This is a genomic window from Prosthecobacter sp. GW821-HT29F12 (genome assembly GCF_058803405.1).
The window spans coordinates 2,596,269-2,622,655 of the sequence record NZ_CM179517.1; the positions used below are offsets into that span (position 1 = coordinate 2,596,269).

Annotated in this window: 17 protein-coding genes, 1 tRNA gene and 1 other RNA gene; 10 read left to right on the forward strand and 9 right to left on the reverse strand. The window is 57.5% G+C overall.

Going from position 1 to position 26,387, the window contains the following annotated elements:
- The first annotated feature begins 2 nt into the window (after positions 1-2).
- From AC3RLQ_RS10710 to AC3RLQ_RS10725, 4 genes are all read left to right on the forward strand, one after another.
- Positions 3-1,031 (forward strand): hypothetical protein, encoded by a 1,029-nt coding sequence (locus tag AC3RLQ_RS10710; RefSeq protein WP_493036897.1) that lies wholly within the window; start codon positions 3-5, stop codon positions 1,029-1,031.
- Entirely contained in the window at positions 1,028-4,048 is a 3,021-nt protein-coding gene (locus AC3RLQ_RS10715) for an RNA-directed DNA polymerase (RefSeq protein WP_493036899.1), read from the forward strand. The genes AC3RLQ_RS10710 and AC3RLQ_RS10715 overlap by 4 nt, the downstream gene beginning before the upstream one ends.
- Positions 4,045-4,821 carry an HNH endonuclease gene (locus AC3RLQ_RS10720; RefSeq protein ID WP_493036901.1) on the forward strand — a complete coding sequence of 259 codons (777 nt, stop codon included), beginning with the start codon at positions 4,045-4,047 and terminating at the stop codon, positions 4,819-4,821. The genes AC3RLQ_RS10715 and AC3RLQ_RS10720 overlap by 4 nt, the downstream gene beginning before the upstream one ends.
- A gap of 237 nt (positions 4,822-5,058) precedes the next feature.
- Positions 5,059-6,042, forward strand: a complete 984-nt coding sequence (locus tag AC3RLQ_RS10725; protein ID WP_493036903.1) for a hypothetical protein — start codon at positions 5,059-5,061, stop codon at positions 6,040-6,042.
- Between the two features lie 969 nt (positions 6,043-7,011).
- Here AC3RLQ_RS10725 and AC3RLQ_RS10730 read toward each other — a convergent pair.
- From AC3RLQ_RS10730 to ssrA, 4 genes are all read right to left on the reverse strand, one after another.
- Entirely contained in the window at positions 7,012-9,507 is a 2,496-nt protein-coding gene (locus tag AC3RLQ_RS10730) for a DUF5906 domain-containing protein (protein ID WP_493036905.1), read from the reverse strand.
- A gap of 121 nt (positions 9,508-9,628) precedes the next feature.
- A complete protein-coding gene (locus tag AC3RLQ_RS10735; protein ID WP_493036907.1) occupies positions 9,629-9,982 on the reverse strand; it encodes a hypothetical protein in 354 nt (117 codons plus the stop codon).
- 108 nt (positions 9,983-10,090) lie between these two features.
- Positions 10,091-10,882, reverse strand: coding sequence for a hypothetical protein (locus tag AC3RLQ_RS10740; RefSeq protein WP_493036909.1), 792 nt, complete (start codon positions 10,880-10,882; stop codon positions 10,091-10,093).
- Between the two features lie 190 nt (positions 10,883-11,072).
- Positions 11,073-11,424: a transfer-messenger RNA gene (gene ssrA / locus AC3RLQ_RS10745) on the reverse strand.
- A gap of 401 nt (positions 11,425-11,825) precedes the next feature.
- On the opposite strand from ssrA, the gene cysS reads away from it, so the two are divergent.
- From cysS to AC3RLQ_RS10760, 3 genes are all read left to right on the forward strand, one after another.
- Positions 11,826-13,232 carry a cysteine--tRNA ligase gene (gene cysS, locus AC3RLQ_RS10750; protein ID WP_493036911.1) on the forward strand — a complete coding sequence of 469 codons (1,407 nt, stop codon included), beginning with the start codon at positions 11,826-11,828 and terminating at the stop codon, positions 13,230-13,232.
- 339 nt (positions 13,233-13,571) lie between these two features.
- Positions 13,572-14,174, forward strand: coding sequence for a 3-keto-disaccharide hydrolase (locus AC3RLQ_RS10755; RefSeq protein WP_493036913.1), 603 nt, complete (start codon positions 13,572-13,574; stop codon positions 14,172-14,174).
- Between the two features lie 128 nt (positions 14,175-14,302).
- Entirely contained in the window at positions 14,303-15,619 is a 1,317-nt protein-coding gene (locus AC3RLQ_RS10760; protein WP_493036915.1) for a DUF1552 domain-containing protein, read from the forward strand.
- Between the two features lie 123 nt (positions 15,620-15,742).
- On the opposite strand, the gene AC3RLQ_RS10765 is transcribed toward AC3RLQ_RS10760, so the two are convergent.
- Positions 15,743-16,132, reverse strand: a complete 390-nt coding sequence (locus AC3RLQ_RS10765) for a hypothetical protein (protein WP_493036917.1) — start codon at positions 16,130-16,132, stop codon at positions 15,743-15,745.
- 131 nt (positions 16,133-16,263) lie between these two features.
- Between AC3RLQ_RS10765 and AC3RLQ_RS10770 the strand changes: the two genes are divergently transcribed.
- Positions 16,264-16,833 carry an elongation factor P gene (locus tag AC3RLQ_RS10770; protein WP_184338114.1) on the forward strand — a complete coding sequence of 190 codons (570 nt, stop codon included), beginning with the start codon at positions 16,264-16,266 and terminating at the stop codon, positions 16,831-16,833.
- A 195-nt stretch (positions 16,834-17,028) separates the two neighbouring features.
- Here the strand turns inward: AC3RLQ_RS10770 and AC3RLQ_RS10775 are convergent, their stop codons facing one another.
- Positions 17,029-18,780 (reverse strand): ABC transporter ATP-binding protein, encoded by a 1,752-nt coding sequence (locus tag AC3RLQ_RS10775; RefSeq protein WP_493036919.1) that lies wholly within the window; start codon positions 18,778-18,780, stop codon positions 17,029-17,031.
- A 209-nt stretch (positions 18,781-18,989) separates the two neighbouring features.
- Here AC3RLQ_RS10775 and AC3RLQ_RS10780 point away from each other — a divergent pair, with 209 nt between their 5' ends.
- Entirely contained in the window at positions 18,990-19,874 is an 885-nt protein-coding gene (locus tag AC3RLQ_RS10780) for a hypothetical protein (RefSeq protein WP_493036921.1), read from the forward strand.
- A 37-nt stretch (positions 19,875-19,911) separates the two neighbouring features.
- Here the strand turns inward: AC3RLQ_RS10780 and AC3RLQ_RS10785 are convergent, their stop codons facing one another.
- The 3 genes from AC3RLQ_RS10785 to AC3RLQ_RS10795 form a co-directional block, all read right to left on the reverse strand.
- Positions 19,912-21,195, reverse strand: coding sequence for a class I SAM-dependent methyltransferase (locus AC3RLQ_RS10785; protein ID WP_493036923.1), 1,284 nt, complete (start codon positions 21,193-21,195; stop codon positions 19,912-19,914).
- Positions 21,196-21,249: 54 nt separating this feature from the next.
- Entirely contained in the window at positions 21,250-22,194 is a 945-nt protein-coding gene (locus AC3RLQ_RS10790) for a GDP-L-fucose synthase family protein (RefSeq protein ID WP_493036925.1), read from the reverse strand.
- A 183-nt stretch (positions 22,195-22,377) separates the two neighbouring features.
- Positions 22,378-22,452 (reverse strand) — tRNA-Glu (locus tag AC3RLQ_RS10795).
- 601 nt (positions 22,453-23,053) lie between these two features.
- Here AC3RLQ_RS10795 and AC3RLQ_RS10800 point away from each other — a divergent pair.
- A complete protein-coding gene (locus tag AC3RLQ_RS10800; protein ID WP_493036927.1) occupies positions 23,054-26,371 on the forward strand; it encodes a hypothetical protein in 3,318 nt (1,105 codons plus the stop codon).
- Positions 26,372-26,387: the final 16 nt, after the last annotated feature.

Below are 26,387 nucleotides of genomic sequence, written 5' to 3' on the forward strand. Positions count from 1 at the left end.
ACATGTCCGCGCAGATTCTAAACCTCGCCGAAGAAGCCACGAAGCTGCACAAAGCGCTGCTGCTTGGCGTCGCCATTCTAGGTCCGGAAGCAGGTCGAGTTGACGATCTGCCTGACTATCGACTATTCCAAGTAAAGCCGCTCAAGAGGCTGATTGAGGACCTGGATCGCCAACTCATGAAACTCAACAAAGCCTTGGTCACGGAGGTTTGGGGCAAACAGCAACGAAAAACAGTCATATTGTGGCTAGCCAGCAGACATGATGCCTGGATGGCAGCCAAACAGCCCGTGTTCGAGATCGGCCGAGTTCATGAGGTGGAAGCCGCCCTTGGCCCGCTCATCCATCGAACTCAAATCGAATGCCCGCCCTACGCCCAGGTAATTCTTCAAGGATACAGAGGAGCCGGGATTCGTCACCCCGAGTATCACCTCTCCCGTGATCTTGCGTTGTTGAACAACCTTTTTCTCGATGCCGAGGCGATAGCTGATGACCATCAGCGAAATCGAAGGCCGAATAACAACGAGAACAGCCAATCCTTGGCCCGGAGCGTGATCCTTGCCTGCTACAACCTTCTGGAATCATTTGTCAGCGGTCTCGTAACAGCCTTTGTCATCGAAAATCCCCAAGCAGACGAGGCGACTCTAAAGAAGCTTCGAGAACCAGACAGAAAGAGATCATCGCTCAAAGCCCGATTGGAAGATATTCCTTCAATGATCGCCCAACAGGATAATGCGATGGCACCTTTCAAATCAGTCTTCGATCCCTTGTTTGGTGAGTGCAAATGGCGGCGTGATGCGTTCGTCCACTGCGAGCCCGGTCCTGCACCAACCAAGTTCGGCACAGTCAAAGAAATTTTTTTCCACGAGACTGACGCGATATTCGTGAGGGAGACAGTAACGCTCACAATCCGAGCAATCCGCGCTGCATGGAAAGTGATCTACCAAAACGAAGGACCCAGGTGGCTACCTGATCCCGACTCAAAAGGAAGGTTTCCAAATGTTGAAGCAAAACTTACCGAGGTGCCAAAATGAAAGTCCGTCTTGAACAACTTTACAACGCCTATCGCAAAGCCAAGAAGGATGCTTTTGGAGATACCAATTGCGCCCACGGATTAAAGATTGCTGACTACGAGCAGAAACTGAGTGCGAACCTGATCCGATTGCAAAAAAAGCTCAATCAACGGAGTTCCAGGTGGCAGACGGACTTCTCGTTTCTCGGCGCGGTGACGTGCATTCCAAAGTCAGTCAAAGCCGGCGACGTTGAGTCAGATGCTTCGATCCACTACCAGTCGAGTGACCCGCTCGAACAGTGGAAACGCCAGTGCAGGCCGGGAAAAGATGCTGTGGCAGATTTTCGCCCGGTGATCAATGCCACTGTTGATTTCATGGTGATTTCCGCGCTTTGGATTCTTGAGGTTGGTCACCTCTATGAAGCAAAGCTTGATACTCGATATGCAGTCGGAAACAGGCTGAAAAGGTGGCGTCCCCGTAAAGGCTCGCAGCCAGGGGAGACAGGGAAATTGAACCTCCTCTCTCCCGATTTGTTCCAACCCTATTTCTCCGCCTATGGAAAGTGGCGATCTGCTGGGCTTAAGGCCATGCGACGTGAGTTGAAGGAAGGTCGCCGCATCGTGGCTGTGACGATGGATCTAAAGAGATTCTACCATCAAGTCGATGCATCGTTCTTGCTGCACAAGGACTATCTCGACGAGATGGATCTCACACTCACACCAGCCCAAAAACGATTCACGCAGAAAATCATCACCGCGATTTCCACTTGGAACGAGGTTTCCCATCAGCATTACAACGGGGGCACCCGAGGTCTTCCTGTCGGCCTGTCGGCTTCGGGGCTCATTGCTAATGTTCTCCTTCGCCAATTTGATAGGGGACTGGTGAATCGGATTCAGCCAGCCCACTACGCTCGCTATGTGGACGATGTATTTCTGGTGATCCATCGATCAAGACCTTTTGCGGATGGGAAAGCATTCATGCGCTGGCTGGGCCAGAAGCTCGGCCCTCTTGCAACAGCAATCCTACCCACAAAAAGGAAACCATTTTCTGATGGTCCGTCGCTCAAGATTACACTGGAGTATGCAGATGGTTCGGAGCTGCTGTTTGTGGGGAAGAAGCAAAAGATTTTCCAGCTCAAAGGCCAGCATGGCATCGACATGATCGGACCTATCGAAGAACAAATTCGCAAACAGAGCAGTGAATTTCGTGACCTACCAGATCTGCCTGACTCAGAACGCGAGATGGCGTTCCGTGCACTGCTGGTAACTTCTGACGCAACATTGGATGCCGACGCACTCCGCAAAGCAGATGCAGTGACGCTTCGCAGATCGGGCTTCGCCATGCTCCTAGGCGATGTTGAAGCCCACGCCCGAGACATTGATCTCAAAGACACAGGCTGGCGACGAGTTCGTCACGAGTTTTATGGACTCGCTCAAAGGCATCTCATTACACCGCCTGCCTTCTTTGATTACTCCCGGTACTACCCTCGTGTCGTGGGCCTAATGGCTGGCTGTGGTGACTGGGAGGAAGCGAAACATTTCCTCAATGAGTTCGTCAAACTTCTAAAGACTCTTCGCAAGACATGCCGGCTCAGAGACGGAAACATTAACCATGTCTTTGACGAAGCCTGTTGTAATCTTGGCATCCGAATCGTTGAGGCCGTGCTTCGCTCAGTATTCAGCGCCAACGTGATGACCCGAAAGTTGTTGGTACATATTCGACAGTCTTTTCGTGTCATTGGTGAATTTCCGACTTCTGTCGCCTCGATCTCCAGACTGTCGCGCGGCCTAGCTCGTGCCGATTGGGCGAAGGCCCCATATTGGACCACTTGGGTTTCAGCAACTGCGGATGCAGAAAATATTCCCTCCAAACCTCGCTCACTGGCGATCCGCGAAGCACTTCGACTCTCTGCCATGGATGAGTTAAGGACATCAGCCAATTTGCGAATGCCCCTCTGGACGGCTCTCGCATTTCCGACCCGCCCATTGCCAGTGAGTGAAATCACGTCTCGTGCACCAGGGTTATTGAAAGATGGTAATCTATTCAGTTCCGTAGTCATGGGCTTCCGTGGCACTTGGATGCCCGAGCATACGCCACTTAGCATCAAGGAGGCAAAGAGCGATGACCCTCAAACGATCAAAATCCCCTACATCTCGCACTGGAAGCCGAAAGTCGCCATCACGAGCCTCGAAGTCGAAGACAATGAATGGAAGGGCGCAGTTAATGGCAAGCCCCTTCTCTCGCTGAAGAGGTACCGGCGGCTTGCCCATCTTTTAGACGCTATAATTGGAGCGCAACCGCATCCGAATTATGTCGTACTTCCTGAACTGTGCCTCCCTAGGGCTTGGGCAATGGCGATGGTAAACCGGCTCGCTGGGTGTGGCATCTCAGTGGTCGCAGGGCTGGAGTACCGGCAAGACTCCACGAATCAACATGGATTACATAATGAAGCCTTGATCGTGCTCAGAACGACCTACCCCGGATACGAGACTTCATTGTTCCTACTTCAACCCAAGCAGCAAGCGGCTTGGAACGAACGCCAAGAACTGGCAAATAAACGGAGAAAGTTCCTGATGGCACCGACTACTTTTAGTCTCGACCGTCCCGTGTACAGTCATCAAGGTTTTTGTTTCGGCGTGCTTATTTGCAGCGAGCTAACGGATATCCGGAATCGAAGTCATTTTCAAGGCAAGGTGGATGTCCTTTTTGTGCCCGAGTGGAATCAAGACATTGAATCATTTACCGCCCTCATCGAGTCCGCCGCTCTTGATGTTCATGCATACATTGTCCAAGCCAACAACCGCCGCTTCGGAGACAGCCGAATGCGTGCCCCTATGAAGGAGCACTTCAAGCGGGATCTCGTCCGAGTGAAGGGTGGTCTGAACGATTACTTCGTCATTGGAGCGATCGACTACTCCGCCCTCAGAGATTTCCAGTCTCATGCCATACCTCCGTCTGGTAAAGATGTTGAATTCAAGCCATTCCCCATCGGCTTTCCCTCACGCCTATCAGTGGCCCGAAGAACTACACCGCTATGAACTCCCTCGAACGCACACTCATCGAAAAAGCCGGCTACGCCCACGGCTGGGAAAACGTTCGGGAGAGTACGGTGGATCGAGTGATTATGTTTTCTGCCCGCCACAAAGCTGAGGCTCACGTCACACCAAACGAAACGAACCTGGTTTGGCTGGTGGAGTTCCCTAAAGGTCCGCCTACGGCCGAGCTCGTCCGTAGCCTGCCATCACTCCATCAAGGTGGCAACACCTTCCAAGCAGGAGGGGAAGCCTCTCTGGGCTGTCTATTGCGCCGGGCCGCCGAACTGGCTATGTCATTGCCGAATCAGGCTGCAGAGCAATACGCCGTCGACATCGCCAAACTCGGTGCCAACCCGCCGAGCACGACCGAGGTCCTTGCCTTGGTCAAACAGCGTCGAGGCCAGGAACTCTTCCGCAAGGCCCAGATGGACTACTGGGGCGGAGCCTGCGCCATCACCGGCATCGACGTCCCCGAACTTCTCCGTGCCAGCCACGCCAAACCCTGGGCCAGATGCGAAACCGACCAAGAACGACTTAACGCCTTCAATGGCTTTCTCCTCTGCTCTCATATCGACGCCCTCTTTGATTGCGGCCTCATGACATTCGATGAGCTGGGAACCGCAGTCTTCTCCCCACGCCTCGACATCGAGATCTTAACCAGGCTCGCCATCAATCAGCCAATTAAGCTCCGTTGGCTCACCGCTGAACACTCACCATTCCTCGCATGGCATCGCGAAAACCTTTTTCAGAAGAACAAATCCCCTGAGTACAACTAATGCCAGTGAATTTCCCTGACCTGAAGCTCACCTTTTTTGATGCGTCTTCATCGTCTCAGTAACGGCCAATTCTGCAAACTGGGTGATGCTTAAGATATGCCCGCCGGCAACTTTGAAGACCGTTTTACCGTACCGCTACCACCCCAGCCCATGGAAGAATGAAACCGCCAGCTAGACCAGTCTGACTGTAACTCGTTTTTTTTATGGAATTATCTAAATCGTATCCGAGCGTTCTCCATGATCGCTCCCATCACTCGCAGCCTCGAAGAAGGGTCGGATTATTCACCTGACTGGAGGCATCAGGTGGTCGCTGATTACCTCAAAAAGCACGCTGCCAGTGGAGGGAACCAATCCTGGGTGCAATTGCTTGAAGACGAGCGTGATGTCGTGGTCCGGCAGGTGGTGCGCTATCATCTGGGCTCATCTCTCATTCCCGAGGCGGTGCGATATGCGCTTGGCTGTCAGCAGCATAACGGCATGACCGGCATTGCATCAAACATTCGAGCCATGGCGCTGGCCGGAATGACCTACGATCAAATGGCGAAAGAGGTCGTTACTTCGCGTCGGAACATCTTTATTTTCTGCCGCATGTATTTTGATATTGAGCGCTACATTCACAATGAATCATGGCTCGAATCTCTTCTGCGTCGTGACTTTTGCGGAGGCGAAAACCAAGCCAAATCCCGCGAACGCCGGCTTCTGAAAAGCGCATTCCACAAGGGCCTGGATGGGGTCGTTCATCTGCTTTCGGCTCGTCAATCAAGGACGCCTGAAGAGATTCTGGAATTGAGCGATCAGGTTCGCTACGCAGTTGCTGCTCGTGCGATGGAGTACATCGAAGATCTGAATGACGGAGGGCTTCCACCTGGGGCGGATGATTTTAATCGCCACTTGATGGTTTCTGCTGCCGCAGCGAAAAATCCTGTGCAGGAAGATCGAGACCATGAGGGGATGACGTGGGTGGCCTGGATGTTAGAAGCTGCGGAAAGAGATCTCTTCACCCCCGAGGTGAATGAGCGGGCACTATCGCTCGGACAAACAAACGGCCCGGGTGCAATGCCTGCAGGGGGCAGACGTGCAAAGTGCCTGATGCTCAATGCACCACCACTAAAGCGGGTGAATAGCAAGATCGTGACCGTTTCGGGAACAGATGACCAGCCTGTGGTCACGTCGGATGACACTTCCTTCGAGCCGCAGCATATAGAAATCCCGGCAGACTGACCGGGGCAGTCGCACACCTGGCAGAAGCGCCATCAACCCGGCGTGATCAAAACAAGCCCAGTTGCTGCCTTCCAGCTTTGGCAGCAGCCCTGCCTTTGAAGCGGTCTGATGGTGGTGGCTGCCGGCGGACCAGGTGTTCCAAAACTCCCGTGCCCGTGCAATTTCTACAATCATGGCGGCCGGGATGGGGGTCGTAATCAGTCCTAGCTGCAGTTCCAGATCAGCCGCCTGCTGCCAGGAGCCGGTGAAGGAGTGAAGCCGGTCAAGCGTGGCATAGGGCTCAATGGGGGCGCACTTCCAACTATCCGCTTCATCCTTGAGTTCAGCCAATGACATCCCGGCGGGCAGGGAGACTCGGACGGGAGGCACCAGCCAGGGATAAATCCGACTGCGACGTGAGCGATGCAGCAGTGGGGCCTCAACGACACGGTGGGGGGAGTCCACAGGATCTACGGGGGACTGTGCTTCAATCAACCCTGGGCGGCAAAGACGGAGCTGGATGAGAGGCTCCATGGCCCTGCCCTTCTGAAGCGGGCGGTACAGCATTGAAAAAGCCTCAAATGGGCTCAGGACATCCTCCATGAGGTCCGCACTTGGCAGCATCTGTCCGATGCGGATGATCATGGCCTCATCCCGTAGGTGCTTCTCCCGCATTTTGCAGCGAGCGATGCGCAAACGCTTGTTTTCCCTCTTTTCAGAGTCGGTAAGGAGGCGCGAGTTCATGCGACGACAGGACCAAATTGCTCACTTTATGAAATCAAAACCGATGGTGCAATGGGTGGAGGGTCTCCGGGCGGGCGACGGTAGGGGTAATCAGGAGTGGCCGAAGTGGAGAAGTGGAGATCTTTGCTTTGGAGAGACTTGTATTGATTGTTCAATTTCATGAACTTTTCTTTTTCTCCTCTATTAGATCTGAAATTGCTCTACACTTCTCCACTTTGACCATTTCCAGCAGACCTGAGAACCCTGCTATTCAGGCGGGAGCGGCGGTGGCAGATCCGGTCCTGGGCAAATCGTTTCCGTTGGTGGCAACGGAGGAGGCAGTTCACCGGGCAGTGGCTGTCGTGAACCAGGCGGGAGGCGTGTGCCAATGAAGTACGTGGCGTAGCCGTCAACCACCCCACCGTGGCAAAAGCTTTCCGGCTTCGCTCGACACAGGGCGGAGAGATAACGTCCCACATGGAAGGGTTTGTTGTAGTGGTCAACGCCATCGATCTCCCGGCACCCCCGTTCCTTCAATGCAGCAATCAGCGCACTCGCAGTGCCACGCCAAGGAGCGGTTCCATGAATGTGTACCTGGGGAGTCAGCCACCGGAGCACAATCTCAGCAAAGGCGGTTTCGGGCTTTGTGGATTGCAATGCCTCAACGAGGTCTTCGTTATGGTAAGAGACAACTCGGTAATGCCGGTCCTGGAGTTCCCCCGGAATTTTGAAATTGTTGATGAGATCATAAATAAGGGCTGGCAACTCGCTCAGCACGACCTTCCACCAGTCACCGAAACAATCGAAGGAGGTTCCCTCTCCATGAAAAGGTTTTCCGAAAGCGTGAAGGTTCATCAGCTTATCGGCACCATTTTCTGTGAGGTCTGGAAGGACCCTCAAGGATTCCGCATCATCATTCAGGGAAATGGTGAGCCTGCGATATGGATCGAGGCTGATGGCCTCGCTATATTTAGCGTTGAACGAGAGGCTTTGGTTGACACAGAACTTCTTGATAGCCGACTGCAGTTTCTGCTTTTCAGCATATCCGTTCCCGTGCTGCTCGTCGGCGATCATCCAGTGCTCGGCACCCACAAGTTCGCCATTGAAAGCGGTTTCCCCAACCATGGCTGAAAACGGGGAGGCGTGGCGGCCACCGAGACACTGGGTAATGATTTCCTGACAGACATTTTTCCCCACTCTTTTTGGGCCGGCAAGCACCAGTGCCTGGGCCGGGCAGAATTTGCCATCGACGTAGAGGTCCCTGACAGCAAGCGCCAGCCAGGAGAAAAAAACGCAGCTTTGATTTACAGGATCGTCACTCTTCTTCGAAGGGTTTGGATCTGTTGCAGGATCGTAGTCTAGAAGTCCGGTTACGAACGCACGGATAACCGGGTATTCACCCTGAAGAGGGGGCACCAAAGCGGGTGATGTGGTAACCAAAATGCGTTTTTGGTTGATCCAGTGCATGCCGGATTTTCTGCCTGCCAGAGAGCCAACCCAGTCCATTGGCTGAGCTTCCAAATCCGTCAAAAAACAATCTGTCTCAGAAAGCGAATTCTCACCGCAGTTTTTGCACATGAATCCGCACTTCACCAAATGGTTGGTGGCTCCCCTACGATCTACGGGCGTGTAAGAACCGTAGGAGGTCCGGTAGAGGTAGTTTTTGGCCCCTTTTGGATAATAGTACATTTCAGGAGGAGTTTTGGCTGTCTCTTCCGAACGCTTTCCTGCGTCTTTACGGGCCTGCACCTTTTGTTCCCGCTTAAAGAGCGAAACGCTTTTCAAGAGCCCAGCATCGACTGCCATCTGGGCCACCATTTGGCCACGGGTCGGGCCGCATGCTGTTGCAACTCGTGTCAGTTTCTTGAGAATGTCATGGCTATCCTGATGAGTGGATTTTTGCACAAGGATATTCAACCCAGCCGTTTCACGATTGATCAGTTCAAAGACGAGATCCTCAGTGCGTGTCCCCTGCTCAAGCACCAGAGCATTCTGGAGAAGGTCCTTGAAGTATGGCTCAAAGTCTTCCTTTCCAAGCACCTTCCTGGCGTCATCGATGCCCTTCATTTGGCCGAGATCAGCCAGCGGCATCCTTGGCAGTTTGAATATTGTGTGTGGAAGTTTCGCGACCACCAGCTTTTGGAACTTGATCGCAGCATGCGCAAATTGGGGATTTAAAGCCGTGTCAGCGTCACCAAGAAATAGAACGACAGGTCCACATTGAGTAAAGAGAAACTCAAGCTCGGGAACAAGGGCGTCGCCAATCGCGAAATTATGAATGCCGCCGATAGCGACTGCTGGGTAACCCGCCTCAGCTAGAGACAAAGCCTTAAACTCGCCCTCAGTAACGATCATGGTACCGCGCTCGTTAATGAGATCGAAAGACCCATTCGGAAAGTAGGCGTGGGGGAAAGTTTCCTTTGGCTGGTGATATTTCGGCTGATCGCCGACCGCGTTGATGAGGCGTTCACGATAAAAATCTCCGTGACCGTCAGGAATTGGATTTCTGCGTGCAGTTTCCTCGCGTGGCTTAAAATAGGGAATTCGCAGACGAAGTCCAAGTGGTGGATTGCTGAGCAATTGGATGCAATTGTCACGCAACGTGCGGTTTGTAACGCCGGGACGTTGAGGCGGCCCACAATCTGCAAGCGGGTCCTTATTGCTTGGGTAGATCCTCGCTGATTCAGGATTTGAATTCGGCACTACACATGGAGGTTGCGCAGCCTCAGACGCGGCAGTATTTTCTGAAAACTTGTCATTCATTGTCCTCGAAAGCTGTGGGTGTTAATTTTTTGAAGCCGTCGGAACTGGAATTCCGACGGCTTCGTTATTGTTTGGTGGTCCGTTCATGGTGGTGGTGGGTTTTGTTGGCTCGGGAAATCCACTACTTCTCGCCCTCCTTCACCATCACGACCTGGCTGCGCAGAAATTCCATCAACCTCGTCTTGTCGATGAGCACGGCCCCGCGAACTTTTCCGGGAAGACGGACCGAGATAAATGCCCCTGCCGCCTTGGCAGTGGATACCAGTGCCGAACGACTCAAGCCGGTCAGACGACAGCGCTCATAAACCGAGGGCAACCGAATGAACTCGCACTCATCAAGAGATGCAGGTTCAAACCTCTTTTCAAACCCTTTGGGAATATCCCCTGCAATGGATGGACGGCTTGTGATAATCCTCGCAGGTCCGCCCGGGGCCTGAGAAGTTGGATGATTCTTATGTTGCCGATGATTGCTCATGTCGGCAGACGATATTACAGCGAGTTTTTTTCTCCTAATCCAATCGTTTTAAGGGGCTGATAAGGCGGATTTCACCTCAGTTACGACCGAAACTCTGCCTGAAAAGACTCAATCAGGAGGGCATGCCAACAAGCTCTTACCTCGCACCCCTTTGGTAATGTTTTTTTGTTTTCTTTGCTCAACTAGCCAAATGACAAAATCTCTCGTGAGTCCTGGATCTCGCGCTTCTTTCAGCCACAATTCGTAGAGCTGAGCAGCCAGCGTTTTACGCCAACTGTCGATGATCTTTTGAGCCCAGTCCAAACTTCGCGCTCCCTTCTCTGTAATATTAGCGCGGGCAATTCTGAGGAGCTCATTTACTTCATGCCCCCGTATTCTGACGATGGAATCGCCTTTTGTCTGAAGCAGACTGTCAATTTCCAGTTCATTTGGATCAATTTCTTCTGGGTTTGTGGGAGGCTCAATTGCGATGCTGCATAAAATCTTGGCCACATACCCGTCCCACTTTTCGGTTTGGGTTTTTATAGACGCACTGGCACAGGCGCGAAGAAGTTCGCGAAATTTGCTCCCATCCTCTGCAAATGGGATCCACACCACATCATCAGCAATGCGAACTGGCTTTGTTTTGTCAGCACACAGTTCGTCGAATGTGTAAAGCTGTTTAACGGTAGCCGAATTAATACTTAAAGGCTGAGTGGACAATTGTGATGCCGACCGTTCCAACAATTTTTGAGCCGTAGGAAGCAAGGATGTGGCATCATCAAGTAAGGCCAAATCTGCGTTCCGTTCACATTGAGCCATGATAAGCGCCAAATTTGCAACTGCTGCCGCTTGATTAACGAGATTGGCAGAAATCGTCGAATTCCCGCTCGTTTCCTCTTTTTTCTCGGAACTGCTCATTCAAATCAATGACGTGTCACAGCTATTTTGTCCACCCCCACAAGGCAGAGTTAGATGAGTCCCATCGCTTTGAACGCCACAATTGGCTCTCCAATTGGAAGCTGCGAGTCATCAAAGTCCATCTGCGTCATTGTCTTACCCTGTGTCTTACTCGCCTCTTATTCCATCGCTACTTCCTTGACCCTCAAAGAAGTGGAGGCGAGGGGAGTTGAACCCCTGTCCGAATAGTCGTTGCCCGTAGCGTCTCCATGCTCAGTCTCATCTTTGGTCTCGGTGGGAGGCGGCTTGAGACAGCCTACTCTTCACCCAGCGTCCTGTTTGATCTCGTTTGTGACCCGGTCGCCCGGCCAACAAACCAGCCTGGTAGTGGCATCGTTCAGGCTACCAGACATTGCCTGAAGGATGTCGCAGGGCTTAAGCTGCGAGTGCTAGCTCGTTAGAGTTTGCATTTGTGTTTTTGATCCGGTGTTTAACGAGGCCAACGAATCATCCTCGGCATGCAGCTCCGAACTAAGGCTACCCGTCGAAACCAGTACGCCCCCGTTTTGGAGAGGCCTCAGGATACGCCATGGCGGGGCGTGGTCAAGGGGCATCGGCGGGTGGCGTGGAATGCTGGAGGCGGCCGCGAGCAACCCAGCGCTGTTCCGTAGTACCGGGTTCGCTTCGCGGCTGCGCAGTAGCCGGAATCTGGATTCTGGGTAGCGCGACCAGAACCGCCTGAAGGCGGAACTACAATACGTGCCTGGCATGGCGCGCATGTTCTGGGTGTGGCGGGGTGGCGGGGTGGCGGGATCGAGGACGAGGACGAGGACGAGGACGAGGACGATTCCGCTTCGATCACGCATTTCGGCCCTTTGACTGCCATGGGACCTCTTGATGCCACCCACCTCGGCTCATTCCCGCGCTCGACATTCCGCATTCACCATTCATTTTCCACGCCCCCATGCCCGCCCTGAAGCTCCACGACACCCTGACACGCACCGATCGCGAAACCACGCCGCTGGATGGCAAGACGCTGCGCTTCTACTGCTGCGGCCCCACGGTCTATGGCCCGGCGCACATCGGCAACTTCCGCACCTTTGTGGCGCAGGATGTGATGCGCCGTGTGGTGGAGGCCTCCGGCACGCCGACGCTGCACGTGCGCAACATCACGGACGTGGACGACAAGACGATCCGCGATTCCCAGAAGGCGGGGCAGACGCTGACCGCCTTCACCCAGGGCTGGACGCAGAAGTTTCATGCCGACTGCGCCGCGCTGAACCTCCTGCCGCCGCACATCGAGCCCTCCGCCGTGGCGCACATCTCCCAGCAGGTGGCGATGATTGAAAAACTCATCGCCGGTGGTCATGCCTACGCGGCGGCGGACGGCAGCGTGTACTTCCGTGTCTCCTCCTTCAAAGACTACGGCAGGCTCAGCCACCTGGAAGACCGCGAACTGCGCCTGGGTGCCAGCGAGGCCGCCAGCGCGACGGACAGCGACGAGTACACGAAAGATTCCCTCACCGACTTCGCCCTGTGGAAGGCCCGCAAGCCGGAGGACGGCGAGAACTTCTGGCCCAGCCCCTGGGGCGAAGGCCGACCCGGCTGGCACCTGGAGTGCAGCGCCATGATTCTCGAATACCTCGGCGAGGACTTCGACCTGCACAGCGGCGGCGTGGACCTCATTTTTCCGCATCATGAGAATGAGATCGCCCAGAGCTGCTGCAGTACACACGGGCACTTTGCCCACCACTGGATGCACGTGGCCCACCTCATGGTGGACGGCGGCAAGATGAGCAAGAGCATCGGCAATCTCTACACGCTGGAAGACCTGGCCCAGCGCGGTTACAGCGCCGTGGAGGTGCGCTACGTGCTGATCTCCGGCCACTACCGCGCGCCGCTGAACTTCACCATGCACAGCCTGGACTCCGCACGGCAGGCGCTGCAAAAGCTGGCGAAGGCGGACAAGGCTCTGGCCGCCCTCTCCCCTGCCCTGCCCGAGGCGAAATCAGGAGGCCCGTTTGCCGAAGCCTGGGAAACGCTGCTCAACGACCTCAACGTGCCCGGTGCCATCGGCGCCGTTTTCGCCGTGCTGAACAAGCTCAAGCCCGCCGCGCTCTCTGCGGAAGAAGCCGCCGCCGCGCGCAACGGCCTGCACTTCATGCTCCAGGCTCTGGGCCTCACGCTGCCTGCCATCGCTGATGAAGCCGCCGCCGATGTGCCTGCGGACATCCAGGCCAAGGCGCAGCAGCGCTGGGACGCAAAACAGGCCAAAGACTGGGCCGCAGCCGACACGTTGCGGAAAGAACTCGAAGCCGCCGGCTGGCTGATCAAGGACAGCAAAGAAGGCTTTACCGTGGTGGCGAAGTAAGGCGGTGGTGAGTGCTCGCAGCAGAATATGGAGCGTGGCTGCGCAGCGAGGAACGAGTGAAGCTGCCGCTTTCGAGCGTCTCATGGTGAGCGTGAGGCATGCAGCCTGCGCATTCCGAGGAGAATGTGCTTTCGTGGGTCTCGTGGCTTTTGTCTGCCGTCCGGCCTGCGAAAGCGGTAGCTTCGTTCGTTCCTCACTCCGCGACCGCACTCCAAATACGCGCCATCGCGCACGGGGCCCGCTGCGCCCTTTGCGAAATCGCGAACATCAGTTCGCTCTTTTGTTTTGCTTTTTTCGGCCGGGCGGAAGAAAACCGTCGTGAACTGCTTTTTCATCACCATGAAACACCTTGCCCTGCTTCTCGCCCTCGCCGTTTCCACCCTGCATGCGGAGGACTGGCAGCCGGAGGCGGGCTTCACCTCGCTCTTCAACGGCAAGGATCTCACCGGCTGGTGCTTCCGCGAGAAGACGAAGAAGGATGATCCGAATCCGGGCGCGATCACCGCTAAGCACGATGGCAAGACCGAAGCCGCCGATGCAGGGCGCTACATCGTGAAGGACGGAGTCATTGCCGTGACCTTCCCTACCGAGATGGACAAGCTCACCGGGCAGATCTACACCGTGGCCGAGTTCCCGAAGAACTTCACCCTCAAGCTGGAATTCCGCGCCAGCGTGAATGCGGACAGCGGCGTCTTCATCCGCAAGCCGCAGCTGCAGTGCCGCGACTACCTCGTGGCGGGTCCGTATAAGGAGCTGAAGGCGTACAAGCCGCAGGAGTGGAACCAGATCGTGGTCGAGGTGAAGGATGGGGTGGCCCACTGCACCTGCAACGGCGAGGTGCTGGAAGACGCCCTCAAACTCCCCGCCACCGGCCCCATCGGCCTCGAAGGCGACCGCGGCGTGATGGAGTACCGGCATATTCAGATCAAGGAAGTGCCGTGAGGTGCGCTGGGAGGATGGGGCGCAGGAAGGGCGGCAGATTTATGATCAATGCCCCCGCCTCAGTGCTAGATAGGCTCTTCTGCGGTGGTATATGATTACCCCCCTTCAGACAAAAAAAGCCTGCCCCCATGAAACACCTTCACCGCCGCCAATTCCTGCGCGATCTCGGCATCTCTGCCGGGGCCCTGCCCTTCCTTGCGGGACTGCCCAGCATCACGGGCGCCCCTGCACCGCAGCGGAAGCAGCGGCTGATCATCATGTTCTCGCCGAACGGCACGCTGCCGAACGAGTTCTGGCCGGATCAGGAAGGCTCGGACTTCAGTTTCAAGTCCATCCTCAAGCCGCTGGAGCCGTTCAAAAAGCAGATGCTGGTGCTGCACGGCATCGCCAACAAAGTGAAGGGCGATGGCGACAGCCACATGCGCGGCATGAGCTGCCTGCTCACCTGCGATGAACTGCTCAAGGGCAACATCATGGGCGGCGGCGGCAATCCCGCCGGCTGGGCCAGCAATATTTCCATCGACCAGGAATTGAAGAACTTCCTGCAGAGCCGCGCGGAAACGAAGACACGCTTTGGCTCCCTGGAGTTTGGCGTGGCGGTGCCGGAGCGTGCCGACCCCTGGACGCGCATGAGCTATGCCGGTGGCAACCAGCCCGTGGCACCCATTGATGACCCGCATCAGATCCTGAAAAAGGTCTATGGCCGCATGAAGGACAAGGAAAGCCTCGTCAGCATTTTGGACGATGTGCGCGAGGATTTGAAAAAGGTGTCCTCCAAGCTCAGCGCCCGCGACAAGGCGCTGCTGGACCAGCACATGACGCTGGTGCGCAGCATGGAGCAGGATCTGGCCGATGCCGACAAACAGGGCAAGCTGATCCACCCCGTGCCGCAGGTGGACCCAAGCATCGAGCTCGTGAACGACAACACGCCTCAAATCAGCCGCATTCAGATCGACCTGCTGGTGAACTCCCTGGCCAACGACATGGCGCGCATCGGCACGCTGCAGTACATGCGCTCTGTGGGCATGGCACAGATGCGCTGGCTCGGCATCCAGGAGGGCCACCACTCCCTCTCGCACGATCCGGACGACAAGAAGGACAGCTACGAGAAGCTCATCAAGATCAACACCTGGTTCGCCGGCGAATTTGCCTATCTGGCCAAGCGCCTGAGCGAGACCCCCGAGGCCACCGGCGGCGGCAGCATGCTGGACAACACCCTGCTCGTCTGGACCAATGAACTCGGCAAGGGCAACAGCCACACGCTGGACAACATCCCCTACATCATGATCGGCGGCGGCTGCGGATTCAAAATGGGCCGCAGCCTGAAGTTCGACAAAGCCGCGCACAACCGCCTCTGGATGTCCGTGGCGCAGGCCATGGGCCACGATCTGCAGACCTTCGGCAAGAAGGAACTCTGCGAAGGCGGCGCGCTGAACCTGTCTTAACCGGGGGCTCATCCTTCAAAAAAAAGAAAGGCGCAGGACCCACTGGTCCCGCGCCTTTTTGATTTCATTCCCACCTTTCCACACACGCCACCGGTTCAGCGGCAGCGGTCGGAAGAAGCCATGCTAGTGGCGCCCGTGGCCGGGTCCGTTCCAGTTGTGCGGGTAGGCCTGCCCCACGCCTGAATGGTGGAACTGCGGATGGCTGTTCAGGTGCAGCGGCACCGAGGGAGAAGTGCGGAAGGTGCCGGAGGGCACGCCGAAAGGACGCGGGCTCGCCACCCAGGAGCTGCCGTTATGATAATGATACAGCCGCGTCTGCGGATGGTAGTACGTGGAGTAGCGCGGGTAGTAGAGGTAGTTGCTGCGACCGTAGGCCGGAGCGTAGGCCGAGTAACCCGGACCGTAGCCCGGGCCAAAGTAGAGAGGATCACAACTCGTGAGGGTCAGGATCGCGGTGGCACACAGCAGACACATTCCGGCTTTGCCGGAAGACGACGATGTATTGGTATTCATGGCGCTTAAATCATGCTCCTAAAACAAAGAAAATCAATGCGATTGGAGTCCGGCATGCCTGCCCCGGGGTTTTCCGGGGCGCGAACCGGCGCTTGCAAAGCACGCCAAACTCGCCAAGGAAACACGCTCCTATGCCAGCCACCCCAGTTATCAATCTCCGCAAGGGACACGCCGTCCGTTACAACAACGACGTTTGCGTCGTCACCGACACCGAACTCAAGACGCCACCGCGCATGGCCTCGTTCGTGCAGATGTCCGTCCGCAGCATCACCATCGGCAAGATGTACAACCTGCGCATGACTTCCAACGAGTCGCTCGAGTCCGTGAACCTCGTCAAAGACAACCACGAATTCAGCTACAAAGACGGCGACGGCTACCACTTCATCCACCCTGAAACGTTTGAAGACGTGCTCATCGGTGAAGACAAGCTGGACGCCAAGACCCGCGGCTACCTCATCGAAGGCCAGAAGTACCTCGTCGTCTTCGCGGATGACGTCGTCGCCGGCATCGAACTTCCTGCGAACATCATCATGACCGTCACCGACAGCCCTGCCGGTGTGAAAGGCGACTCCGCCAACAACGTGTACAAGGAAGCCACCACGGAGTCCGGCATGCGCGTGCAGGTCCCCCTCTTCATCGGCCCTGGCGACAAGATCAGCGTCAAGACCGAAGACGGCACCTACCTCGGCCGCGCGAACTGAGTTGAACTGAGTTGAACTGAGTTGAACTGAGTTGAACTGAGTTCATTGAATCCACGAACGCCTGAGTGTGAAAACGCTCAGGCGTTTTTGTTTGTAGGATAGGCCTCCGGCCTGTCTTGCGGATCGGGGCGTCTCGCCTCCGTTTTTGGATCCGGACTCAGGCTGGAAGCCCCAGTCCGTTGACAGGCCGGAGGCCTATCCTCCGTCAAACGCCAGCGCGGCCATCTCGCGGTAATACGCGGAGCTTTGCAGCAGCTCTTCATGCGTGCCGTGGGCGATGATCTTCCCAAGATGCAGCACGTAGATCACATCTGCCTCCACGATGGTGCTGAGACGGTGGGCGATGATGAGGCTGGTGCGGTTGGCGCGGAGTTTGGCCAGCGCGGCCTGGATGAGGTGCTCGGATTTCACATCCACGGCGGAGGTGGCTTCATCGAGGAGAAGCACGGGGGCGTCCTTGAGAAAGGCGCGGGCAAGGGCGAGGCGCTGGCGCTCGCCGCCGCTGAGAAGGACGCCGCGTTCGCCGACTTCGGCATCGAGTCCTTCGGGACTGCGGCGGATGAAGTCTTCGGCGCAGGCATCGCGCAAGGCGGCCCAGAGTTCGTCATCGGTCGCGCTGGGTTTGCCGATGAGGAGGTTGTCGCGCACGGTGCCCGCGAAAAGGAAGGCTTCCTGCGTGACGTAGGCGAGGGACTGGCGCAGGAAGCGTTTGCTGAGATTTTGCAACGGGACGCCATCCAGCGTGATGGCACCGCTTTGCGGATCGTAAAAGCGTGTGAGAAGCTGGAAAAGCGTGCTCTTTCCCGAGCCAGTGGCACCGACGATGGCGATGGTCTGATGGCGTGCGGCGCGCAGGGTGATGTCGTGCAGCACCGGCTTCTCGATACGGTAGCTGAAGGTGACGGCGTTGAAGTCGATCTCACCACGGATGGATTGGAGCGACTGCCCGGCATCGAGGTCCTCCTCGGTTTCCTTGTCGAGGATGGCAAAGACGCGCTTGGCCGCGGAGAGGCCGTTGAGCAGGGTTTGATTGACGCCGTGGAGCCGGGCGATGGGTTCGTAAAGGAAGCCCACGAGCAGCAAAAACTCCATCAGCTGGCCGGGCGTCATGCTGCCCTGCACACACCACCAGGAACCGGCCATGAGCAGCAGGACGAGACCGCCGTTTCCAAGCAGCGTCATGGAGGGCGCGTAGAAGGCCCAGGCAGCCATGAGGCGTGTCTGCTTTTCCTGAAGCCGCTGGCTGGCGGCGAGAAACTTCCACTGCCGCATCTCTTCGGCAGTGAAGCTCTTGATCTGACGAATGCCGGTGATGGTATCGTGCAGCGTGGCATTGAGCGCGCTGGTGGCCTCACGGGCGGCGGTGGCGCGTGGGGAGACCCAGCGCGAGTAGATCCAGCCCCCTGCGGCGATGAACGGCGTGGGGGCTAGGACGATGAGCGCGAGCTTCGCATCCGCCACCAGCATGACGATGGCGGTGATGAGAATCTGCAGCATGGCGGTGCAGCCCTGCTCGATGCCTTCAAGGATGACGCGCTGGGTCGCAGGCACGTCGTCGGCCAGCTTGGTGAGGATGTCCCCGGTGCTTTGATGGTCAAACCAGTGCAGCGGCAGCAATTCGATCTTCCGGTGCAGCTGGCTGCGCAGATCCGTGATCATGCGCTGCTCAAAGGTGCAGTTCACCCGGGTGCGAAAGTAGAACAACCCTTCGCGCAAAGCGAAGGCCAGCAGCGCCAGACCGCCCGCGCTCCAGATGAGATCGCCGCGCTTCAGCGGGATGATTTCATCCATGAACCAGCGCACCACACCGGGAAACACAAAAATGAGCGAGGTGCCCGCCACAGCCAGCGTGAACTGCCACGCGGCGATGCGCCAATGCCCGCGTGCGAACACAAGCAAGCGGCGCAGCGCGGCGCTGTTCGTCATCGGCTCGGGCTTGTCTTCCATGGGTGTGTGGCTAGACGAGCGAGCAGGGCGCGGGATTCAAACTGAATGTGGAATGCGTGGTATGATGTGCGCCTCATCGTAGGATGGTCGTGGCGTAAGCCCGCCCGTCTGCCAGCGTATCGCAAGCACACTGGCGTAGGAGTGGAATAGTCGAGCCGTCATGCAAAAAGCTGGTAGTTCAACCGCCAATATGACATCCTCAGCTTCTAATGAATCCATGCGCTTTTCGCAGATTTCATCTGCTGACGATCATCTTTTGCTGGGCAGGGGCTGTCGTGCATGACGTGGCGGCTGAAGATCACATACCTGCCGCTCTTACCCAGTCAGGGTTTGGCAAGGTGACTGCCAGCGAGGTTCTGAACGTATGGCAGGCCCTGGGCAATAACTTCACCTCTCCGGAGGAACGATGGCCGATGTGCGACGTCACACTCCAAGACGGAAAGCTTGCTGTTCTCGTTCGCAGGCTCACCTATTCAGAGACTCAGGAGTGGCGGCCTCAGAGGGTCAGCTTCAACACGGACATGACGCACATTAACAAACGGTTCAAAGAACCCACTCATATGATGCGCGTGGGCGAAGATTGGCTCTGCGCTTATGCATACGGCGAGTTTGGCAATCGCTGCTGGCTCTTCTCCAATGCAGGAAAAACAAAGACATTGCTGACCAAGAACCAAATTGTGACACTGGCGACAATAAAAGGCCGGTATTTCGCGACGACGTATGACAGCGAAAAATATGCTTTCGACTTTTCAGAGCTTGTTCCCGGCAGAAATCCCGAACTGAAACCGCTGAATGTGTTTCAATTCAGCATAAGCGGTCTGTTGAGAATACTGCCCAGTCCAGACAAAGAAACACTGTTTCTTATCACTCAAAATACGCTGGCTCGCTGGAATGTGACCACGAATACGAGCATCGCCATGTGTGTGCCGGATCAATGCTTTGCATATTTGGCCTCTGATGCCCACTCCTCTTGCGAAGCCGAAGGGCGCTTTTGGATGGGTGGTCCAGGCTTCGTTTGTAGCATCGATCCCACCGCTGCCGATCTTGCACTCCAGATCTTTGTTCCCAAGGACTGGCTGAGCGGCGCGAAATGAGTCGCTCTCAGCACAGCCCCGGGATTAAAGACAAAACTCAACCCACCAGATGCACCTGTGGCATGGGGACGACGAACTTGCCGCCACGGGCGAGGAAGTCCTGCTCACGCTTGAGGAACTCAGGCATGAAGTGCCACGGCAGCACGAGGTAGTAGTCCGGCTTCAAAGCGCGAGATTCCTCTTCGGAGATGATCTTGATCTGCGTGCCGATGGTGTAGCTGCCCCACTTGACCGGATTGCGGTCGGCAATGGCGGGCACGAGATCGGGCGTGACATTGCAGAACTGCAGCGTGGTGCTGCCCTTGGTGGATGCACCGTAGCCGTGGACCACTTTGCCTTCGGCCTTGGCTTTCTGCAGGAAGGCGGTGAGGTCGGCGCGGATGCGCTCGATGTTTTCGCGGAACACGGCGTAAGGGGCGTCGGAATCGATCGCCATTTCGAATTCGCGGATGCGGAGGTCCTGCACGCGGGCGGCGGCTTCAGCGGAAGGCTTCACCTGGCCGGCATTGGCCACCACGAGACGGAAGCTGCCGCCGTTCACATCGTTGAGGTGCACGTCGATGACTTCGAGGCCGTGATCGCCGAAGAGGCGCTCAAGAACGGCGAGGGAGTAGTACTCCAGGTGCTCATGGCAGATGGTGTCGAAGCTGTTGATGTCCAGCATCGCTGGCAGGTAGCTCTGCTCCAGGATCCAGATGCCGTCCGTGGCGAGCACATCGGCGATGTCCTGCACAAAAGCGTGCGGGTTTTCCAAGTCATAGAACATGGAGATGCTGGTGACGACGCGGGCTTTCTCCGTGGCATGCACGCTCCTAAAGGCGCGGGCGGAGAAGAAGTCGTTCACCACTTCAAAGCCCTTGGCGCGGGCCTTGAGGGCCACGTCCGAAGGATCAATGCCGATGTGGCGCAACCCCTGAGTCTTGTAGCTGGAGAGCAGCGTGCCGTCGTTGCACCCGATGTCGAGCACGATGTCCTTGGCGCGGAGGCTGACAGTCTGCTCCACGAGCTGGGTGATGCCCGACAAATTGTCGATCATGGACTGGTTGATGCCAGACTCATAGTAGTAGCGATGATACAGAACCTTCGGCGGCACCGAGTGGCGCATCTGCACCAGACCGCAGGCGTTTTCATCCTGCGAAGGGTCGCAGCGCACGAGATCGAGAGGGACCTTGCGCTTGATGAGGGCGCTGCCATCAGCGCTGGCAAGCACGCCGCCAATGAATTGATCCCCAAGGCTGACGACAGGAGTGAGGCTGCGTGAGCCGCAAATACGGCAGGTGTTGCGGGTGATGAGGACGGGGCGGAAAGCTTGGATGGCCATGGGTTCAATTGGCATTGTTGTGCTGGTGTGTCCAGCTAGACTTCATTGGCAGGTTCACACGCGGGCGGTGGCCCGGTTGTCGAGGAACCACTGGTAGGTGCGCGCCACACCTTCACGGAAGTCGGTGCTGGCCTTCCAGCCCAGGTTTGCCATGCGGCTGACGTCCAGCAGGCGGCGCGGATTGCCGTCTGGCTGCGTGGTGTCCCAGAGGATTTCACCGGTGTAGCCGATGATGGTTTTGATGACCTCTGCGGCATCGCGGATGCTGATCTCCGCGCCGGTGCCGATGTTGATGATGTCGGGGCTGCTGTAGTTCTCCAGCAGGAAGGCGCAGGCGGAGGCCAGATCGTCCACGAAGAGGAATTCACGCGTCGGCCTGCCACTGCCCCAGAGGGTGACGCTGGGCTTGTTGTGCAGCTTGGCCTCGTGAAAACGGCGGATCAGCGAGGGCAACACGTGGGAGTGCTCGGGGTCAAAATTATCAAAGGGGCCGTACAAATTTGCCGGCATGCCGCAGATAAAATCACGCCCATACTGGTGCCTGTATCCCTGGCAGAGCTTGATCCCTGCGATCTTGGCGACTCCATACGGCGCATTGGTCTCCTCCATCGGCCCGGTCATGAGGCTGTCTTCACGGATGGGCATCTCCACCACCTTTGGGTAAATGCAGGTGCTGCCAAGGAAGAGCAGCTTCTTCGTGTCAAAGCGGTGTGCCGCAGAGAGCACGCTGTTTTGAATCTGCAGATTATTGAGCAGGAAATCGACCGGCTGGGTGTAGCTGGCCTTGATGCCGCCCACGGTGGCCGCCGCGAGGATGACCTGGTCCGGCCGCTCCGCCGCAAAGAAGGCGTCCGTGGCATGCTGGTCACGCAGATCCAGCTCGGCCTTGGTGCGGGTGATGATCTGCCATTCCGGCTTGCCGGCGTAGTGACGCATCAATGCGCGTCCGACAAGACCCTGATGACCCGTGATGAAAAGTTTGCCGCCTGATGAAGACATGCCTGCATGCCTAGCGGATGCGCCTGCGGTGTCCAGCAAAGCTTCATTTTCCGGTGACAATGACGGGGCGGCCTGATCCCGGGCCGGCACTACCATGGCATGGCATATGGCACCATTGTGAAGCAGTTTTGCCGGTGATCAGTCGTGGCTGATTTTCCTCGGCCGCCACTCTCTTGAAGAGAGTGGCGACCCCTACGAGAATCGAACTCGTGTCGCATCCGTGAAAGGGATGTGTCCTAACCGCTAGACGAAGGGGTCGTTTTGCTCGGATTGAGCGGGCGGGGATATTGCTTTCAAAGAAGAATTGCGCAAGAGAAAATTCATTGATTCTGAAATTCTTTTTCGGACAGGCGGTATCCGTTCATTAAAGACAGGGCCGCATCTCCTTTTCGGCGCGAAGTACCATGCAACCCCTACAGGCATAGCCACAAGGATGCTTAACAATGATTCAGATAAGTGAAACCGCTGAAAAATGCTTGAACTGTGTGGCAATAATACTTAACCTCAGTTAAATAACGCTAATGCCGAGGCATTTCTTTATAATTACTAGATTTTTCACACAGGCTTGCTATTTTGATAAGCCGGGCCGCTACATCCGCAGATGAGTTTTTCGTTCCGAAGTTTGTTCCAGCGAGGGGCCGGTTCTAACGAACCGGGGCAAGACCCTCCACAATACTTCGCGGGATCACATCCTCAGAGAATGGCTGGCCCTGGCACGAACAGCCCCTCTTCCATGCAAGCGTCTCCCCCTACACAGTTTCCAGCTGGTGCATCCCCCTTCCAAGTCGGGGGCAATCCACTTTTCAGAACAGCTGGCAACGAACCGATTGCTGCACCGCCGATCAATTCAGCCGCAGGAATGTCGCCTTTCAGCGTCATCGGAGCCACGCCCACGAATTCACCGCTAACCGTCGGCGATGTGATCCACCAGCTCCCAGCCGAAGTGGTGCGCATGGGGGCGCTGCCTGCGGAGCAGCCTCTTTCCCTGCCACCTGCCCTGCTGGAAAACGCCCTGCGCAGCGGACAGGCGGCGCTGCCTGTCTTTGAACTCTACCGGGTCTGCCCAGCGCTTTTCCAAGTGCCCATCTCACCTCAGGATCCACGCATGGTGTCCCTGCCAGCGGCCAAGCTTCCGGGTTTGATCGCGCAAGCCCGCGAGGTCAATGGTGCGGCCCCCGCTCCTGCCGCAGCCCCATCACCCGCACCGTTTTCCTTCGGCCCGCCCGCATCGCCCCTGGGCACTCCTTTCCAAATGAGCCCGCCGAACGCCGAACCTTCGGCGCAGCAGCCTCCAGCATCGCCTTTCTCATTTGGCGCGAGTCCCAATGGCTCGCCCTTTGGCATGCCGCAGCAGCCCGCAGCACCTGCGCCCTCTGCACCAGCAGGGTCTCCCTTCTCGTTCGGTGGTGGCCAGAATGGCTCGCCCTTCGGCACCTCGCAGCAGCCAGCCGCAGCCGCTCCCACCAGCTCAGCCGCTTCTCCCTTCTCACTGGGTGGCAGCCCAAATGGCTCCCCCTTCGGCACCTCGCAGCAGCCAGCCGCCCCCGCTCCCGCCAGCTCAGCCGCATCTCCCTTCTCACTGGGTGGCAGCCCAAATGGCTCGCCCTTCGGCCCGCCGCAGCAGCCCGCAGCACCTGCGCCCGCCAGCTCAACTGGATCTCCTTTCTCCTTGGGCGGTGGCCCGAATGGCTCGCCTTTCGGCACCTCGCAGCAAGCCGAAGCACCAACGCCCTCAGCACCAGCAGGATCTCCTTTCTCGTTCGGTGGCAGCCCAAATGGCTCCCCCTTCAGCACCCCGCAACAGCAACCCGCAGCACCTGCTCCCGCAACATCGGCAGGATCTCCCTTCTCTCTAGGCGGTGGCGCGAATGGTTCGCCCTTCGGCACCTCACAGCAAGCCGAAGCACTTGCGCCCTCAACACCAGCAGGATCTCCTTTCTCGCTCGGTGGTGGCCCGAATGGCTCGCCCTTCGGTAGTCCGCAGCAGCAAGCCGAAGCACCTGTACCCTCAACACCAGCGGGATCTCCCTTCTCGTTCGGTGTTAGCCCGAATGGTTCGCCCTTCGGCAGTCCGCAGCAACAGCCCGCAGCGTCTGCTCCCGCGACATCGGCAGGCTCTCTCTTCTCATTGAGTGGTGGCCCAAATGGTTCGCTCTTCGGCAGCCCGCAGCAGCAGCCTGCAGCAGCTGCGCCATCCGCTTCCCCGTTTGCCCCTGCACCGGCGGAAAATTGGTCTGCTGCGTCTTCCGCGACGGCGCAGCCACAGGCATCCATTTCCACCTTGTTCACGCCCGCAGCACAGCAGCGAGCATCCACGCCTTCAGACGTGGCCACGGCCCCCGCAATGCCCTTTGGTTCCGCTTTCGTCTCTGCCATGAAGGAGGCGCCACCACCGGCCGAGTCACCTGCGCCGAACGGTTTTGCTCCACAGCCACAAGCTCCCGCGCCAAACTCGTTTGCCTCCCAGCCGCAAGCTCCCGCGACGAATGCCTTCGGCTCACAGGCACCAGCAGGGGCGCCCGGCTCATCAGGCATGGCGAAGCTTGGATTCGCTGCCGTTTTAGCCGGTTACAGTGTGGAAGAACTGGGCTTCAACCCGGCCACTCTCCCCGCGTGGATCACCACCAGCGTGCAGGCCAGCGCGCTGCACGAACAGATTGCCTCCGGCAACGTGGTGCTGGAACTCGGCATGCTCATTGATGGCATCTCCGATTTCGGTTTCCGCAACACGCTCTCCAACGCGAAGCGCGACTTCAAGATCAAGCTGCCCCAGAACGAGGTGTTTCACTCGCTCACCAACATGTCGGCGGCACCTGCGGCGGCAGCCACCTTTGGCAGTCCCAGCCCGGCAGCAGCCCCAGCCCCTGCCCGCTTCTCGGTGCAGCCCCATCCTCAGCAGCAGCCAGATCAGAATTCGCAGCCCATGTTCGCTGCTTCTTCTCCACCTGCCCCCGCTGAACCCCAGCAGCCAGCTCCGATGTTCGCTGCGGCATTGGCTCCCTTTACCCAAAGCCAGCCTGCGGCAGCTTCCTCTCCCAACTCAGCCTTTGGCTCCCCTCAGCCAGCCAGCGTACCTGCACAGTTTGGATTTTCTCCTCCTGCTGCACCCGCCGAAGGGGCCCCGCCTCCAGCACCGGGAGGACTCTCATTTCCCTCAGCACAGCCGGCGTCTGCATCGCCATCGAACCCCCTGCAGCCACTTGCCGGAGCGTTTCAATCCTTCGGTGCATCGCCGTCGCCATCAGGGGCTCCTTCAGCTTCTCCGCAGAGTGCACCTCTGGCTGGGACGGTGAAACCCTTCGATCCTTTTGCCTCCTCCTCCACCGGCCCCCTTTCAGGCAAAGGGCCTGCGGAATCAGGGTTTAGCAGCGCCCAGTTGCTTGGGCAGGTTCCCACACCGCAGACCACTGCCCCTGTCCCTGCTTTTGCACCCGCGCCCGAGGTCAAACCAGCCTCCAGCCTGTTTGCCACACCCGCGCCTGCGCCAGTTTCGTTTCAGCCCACTCCTTCCTTCGCTCCGGCCCTGGAAGAAATTCCATCGTTCTCCACGCCTGCGGCCCCGGCACCACAGCCTGCCTCGCGTGGGTTGTTCAGCTCCCCGTCGCTGAATGTACCGCTGTTTTCAGAGGCGGCGGCACCGCAGTCCAGACCAGAACCCAAATTCGCTCCGGCTGCACCCGCTTTGTTCAGGACACCCGCAGCTCAAGCCACACCGCTCGCGGCGGCTCCGGCTAAAATGGCGGCGGTGAAGCATTCCTTCCTCGGTCTTTCCCCGCTCGACACCCAGACGGATCAGCTCCTGCTGCGCGCCCTGCTGGGCACTGAGGAGAAACTGGCCGCGCCACGCGTCGTTGAACTGCTGGCCCTGCAGCCGGGTCTGAGCGCCTGCGTCTGCCTGCACGGCTCCCAGGTGCTCAGCCATGCGGATTTATCCAAGGAGGATGCCGTGGAATTCCAGCGCCAGGCGCCGGACATCGCCCGTCAGTTGCGCGGTCTCGCTCCGCTCATTGGCATTGAAGGTGCCGAAACTTTCACGCTCAATGCGGGTGGTCGTTTGCTGACGTTCTGCTTCCCAGGGGAATCCATCATCGGCGTGCTGCATGATGACGAACCCTCCACCGGCATGCGCGACAAGATCACTCTCATCGCCCGCGAACTCGCCCGCATGCTGGACTAAAAGCCCGGCGTTCAGC

Coding starts and splice junctions, on each gene's coding strand:
- AC3RLQ_RS10730 (WP_493036905.1), bottom strand. CDS start 9,507: ATGAATGACAAGTTTTCAGAAAATACTGCCGCGTCTGAGGCTGCGCAA.
- AC3RLQ_RS10755 (WP_493036913.1), top strand. CDS start 13,572: ATGAAACACCTTGCCCTGCTTCTCGCCCTCGCCGTTTCCACCCTGCAT.
- AC3RLQ_RS10710 (WP_493036897.1), top strand. CDS start 3: ATGTCCGCGCAGATTCTAAACCTCGCCGAAGAAGCCACGAAGCTGCAC.
- AC3RLQ_RS10720 (WP_493036901.1), top strand. CDS start 4,045: ATGAACTCCCTCGAACGCACACTCATCGAAAAAGCCGGCTACGCCCAC.
- AC3RLQ_RS10760 (WP_493036915.1), top strand. CDS start 14,303: ATGAAACACCTTCACCGCCGCCAATTCCTGCGCGATCTCGGCATCTCT.
- AC3RLQ_RS10785 (WP_493036923.1), bottom strand. CDS start 21,195: ATGGCCATCCAAGCTTTCCGCCCCGTCCTCATCACCCGCAACACCTGC.
- AC3RLQ_RS10725 (WP_493036903.1), top strand. CDS start 5,059: ATGATCGCTCCCATCACTCGCAGCCTCGAAGAAGGGTCGGATTATTCA.
- cysS (WP_493036911.1), top strand. CDS start 11,826: ATGCCCGCCCTGAAGCTCCACGACACCCTGACACGCACCGATCGCGAA.
- AC3RLQ_RS10735 (WP_493036907.1), bottom strand. CDS start 9,982: ATGAGCAATCATCGGCAACATAAGAATCATCCAACTTCTCAGGCCCCG.
- AC3RLQ_RS10800 (WP_493036927.1), top strand. CDS start 23,054: ATGTCGCCTTTCAGCGTCATCGGAGCCACGCCCACGAATTCACCGCTA.
- AC3RLQ_RS10770 (WP_184338114.1), top strand. CDS start 16,264: ATGCCAGCCACCCCAGTTATCAATCTCCGCAAGGGACACGCCGTCCGT.
- AC3RLQ_RS10780 (WP_493036921.1), top strand. CDS start 18,990: ATGAATCCATGCGCTTTTCGCAGATTTCATCTGCTGACGATCATCTTT.
- AC3RLQ_RS10740 (WP_493036909.1), bottom strand. CDS start 10,882: ATGAGCAGTTCCGAGAAAAAAGAGGAAACGAGCGGGAATTCGACGATT.
- AC3RLQ_RS10715 (WP_493036899.1), top strand. CDS start 1,028: ATGAAAGTCCGTCTTGAACAACTTTACAACGCCTATCGCAAAGCCAAG.
- AC3RLQ_RS10775 (WP_493036919.1), bottom strand. CDS start 18,780: ATGGAAGACAAGCCCGAGCCGATGACGAACAGCGCCGCGCTGCGCCGC.
- AC3RLQ_RS10765 (WP_493036917.1), bottom strand. CDS start 16,132: ATGAATACCAATACATCGTCGTCTTCCGGCAAAGCCGGAATGTGTCTG.
- AC3RLQ_RS10790 (WP_493036925.1), bottom strand. CDS start 22,194: ATGTCTTCATCAGGCGGCAAACTTTTCATCACGGGTCATCAGGGTCTT.